Below are 2,411 nucleotides of genomic sequence, written 5' to 3'. Positions count from 1 at the left end.
GTGCGCGCGAGCGTCGAGCGTCATCGCGCCGACAGCGTCGTCCCCAACCTCGCCGTCCCGGAGCAACTGCAGGGACTCGACCCGACGCTCCCGCACGTCCATCCGTCCATGGCAGACGCCGTCGACGACGCCGAGCGGTTCCTGCTCAAGCTGTATCGGAACGCCTGACCACGGTGCGTCCTCCCGGTGCCGTGGCTCGCCGGGGGTCGGGGGTCGCCTCAGCCGTTGCGCGCGACCGATAAGCTGCCCGGTGTGCGTCTGGTGATCGCGGAATGCCGAGTGGACTACGTCGGCCGACTGACGGCTCATCTCCCCATGGCCAAACGGTTGCTGCTCATCAAGTCCGACGGCTCGGTGAGCGTGCATGCCGACGACCGCGCCTACAAACCGCTGAATTGGATGAGTCCGCCCTGCTGGTTGACCGAGGCGCAGGTCCCCGACGAGGTCGCAGCGCTGCATGAGTCTGTCGAGGCGTACTGGGTGGTGACCAACAAGGCCGGCGAGGAGCTGCGCATCACGCTCGCGTCGATAGAGCACGACTCGTCGCATGAACTGGGCATCGATCCCGGCCTGGTCAAGGACGGCGTCGAGGCGCATCTGCAGGAGTTGCTCGCCGAGCACGTCGAGACGCTCGGACCCGGTCACACGCTGATCAGGCGCGAGTACATGACGGCAATCGGGCCCGTCGACATTCTGTGCAGGGATGCGCAGGGTGCGACCGTCGCCGTCGAGATCAAACGTCGCGGCGAGATCGACGGCGTCGAACAACTGACCCGTTACCTCGAACTCCTCAACCGTGATCCGTTGCTCGCACCGGTCAGTGGCGTCTTCGCGGCCCAGCAGATCAAACCCCAGGCGCGCACGCTGGCGACCGACCGCGGAATCCGTTGCGTCGTCCTGGATTACGACGCTCTACGAGGTGCGGAGAGTACCGAGTTCCGGTTGTTCTGAAGGCGCGGAGGCGTCAGTCGCCCGTGCTGAAGCGGGCGCGCTCGGACAGTATCCGGTTGAGCAGTTCGGAATCGTCGGCATCCGACAACGACGTGTAGTCGATGTCTTCGGCCGGACGCAGCGTGTCGGGGAACGTGCCGAACTCGCGCTGGATCTCGTTGAGCTTCTTGCGGATCTCCTCGAACTCCTCGAGGACCTGCGTGCGTGCGTCGTCGGCCTTCGCCGAGAGCTTGCGGGAGCCCGACAGTCGCTCGATGGCGATGTCGCGCGCGGTGTCGCGGATCTGCTTGGCCTCGGCCAATGCTTGTCGACGCTCCTCGGCGAGGGTCATGTCGTGGTGGCGGCGTTCCTCGGTGCGCGTCTGCTTGCTTTGGCGTGCCAGTTCGTCGGCGTCCGCATGGGCCTTGGCGACCAGTTGGGAGGCCTGGGTACGTGCCGCGTTCATCGTCGCGGTGTGCTCGGCTTCCATCGCTGCTGCGCGTTCGCTGCACAACCGGTCCGACTCCGCCGCGTCGGCCTTGGCCTTGGCGTGGATCGACTCGGCGTCGGTGCGTAGGTCGGATGCGTGCTGTTCCGCCTCGGCGACGATGCCGGCCGCCTTGTTCTCGGCGTCAGCCACGATCGATTCAGCCCTGGACTGTGCCTCGGACAGGATGCGGTCGGCGTCTTCACGTGAGTTCTTGACGAGTTCCGCTGCTTCCTGACGCGCCACCGACACCGTCTCGGCGGCCTCGGCGCCTGCTTCTGCGCGCATCTCCGACGCCTCGTCGGACGCGAGCTGCAGCATGCGACTCAATCGTTCGCTCATGCCCTGGGCCGTCGTGGGCGGCACAGACAGGGTGTCGACCTCGCGGCGGAGTTCCTCGATCGTCGCGCGGGCCTCGTGCAGATGCGCGGCGAGTTCTTGCGCGTTGGCGGTCGCGGCGTCGCGGTCGGCGGCGAGGACTCGCAGGTCGGCGTCGATGCGTCGGAAACGCTCGGCGACCTGCTCGCGATCGTATCCGCGCATGACGACGGCGAACGGGAGTTGCTGCCTCGGAGCCTGGCTCGACATGGTTCGACAGTCTAGTCGGCCGTGCTGTGGCGGTGCTGTGTCTGGCATGAGCGCGTGTGCGCCTCGGCAATTGATTGCCGTGGACGCGGAAGTGCGCGGGTCAGTGCGTCGAAGAGCTGTGGTCGGCCGCGGGTTCGACGAGCTCGAGCAGCACGCCGCCCGCATCCTTCGGGTGAACAAAGTTGATTCGCGAGTCGGCCGTGCCGCGTCGCGCCTCCGGATACAGAACGCGGACCCCTGCGGACGTCAGGCGCGACACCACCTCGTCGACATCTGTGACCCGTACGGCGAGCTGCTGCAAGCCTGGTCCATTGCGATCGAGGAACTTGGCGATCGTCGACGACTCGGACGCCGGTGCGAGCAGTTGGATGACCGCGCCGGTACCTGCGTCCGCGGGGCCGACCAT

3 protein-coding genes are annotated in these 2,411 nt (G+C 66.9%); 1 reads left to right on the top strand and 2 read right to left on the bottom strand.

All coding sequences use genetic code 11. From position 1 onward, the window contains the following. The first annotated feature begins 252 nt into the window (after positions 1-252). Positions 253-951: an endonuclease NucS gene (gene nucS / locus A5777_RS02430; RefSeq protein ID WP_064861507.1), complete on the top strand. Its 699-nt coding sequence runs from the start codon at positions 253-255 to the stop codon at positions 949-951. Positions 952-964: 13 nt separating this feature from the next. Here nucS and A5777_RS02425 read toward each other — a convergent pair whose 3' ends face one another. Next, complete coding sequence (locus A5777_RS02425; RefSeq protein ID WP_064861506.1) at positions 965-2,005, bottom strand: hypothetical protein; 1,041 nt, start codon at positions 2,003-2,005, stop codon at positions 965-967. Between the two features lie 100 nt (positions 2,006-2,105). Next, a partial coding sequence (locus tag A5777_RS02420; RefSeq protein WP_197502273.1) for a VOC family protein occupies positions 2,106-2,411 on the bottom strand: 306 nt, incomplete at its 5' end.

It is taken from the genome of Gordonia sp. 852002-10350_SCH5691597, assembly GCF_001665715.1.
Lineage (GTDB): Bacteria > Actinomycetota > Actinomycetes > Mycobacteriales > Mycobacteriaceae > Gordonia > Gordonia sputi.
This window is presented reverse-complemented; position numbering and strand designations above follow the sequence as displayed.

Bases quoted from the DNA above. Each gene is read 5' to 3' on its own strand.
- A5777_RS02425 (WP_064861506.1), bottom strand. From the start codon at position 2,005: ATGTCGAGCCAGGCTCCGAGGCAGCAACTCCCGTTCGCCGTCGTCATG.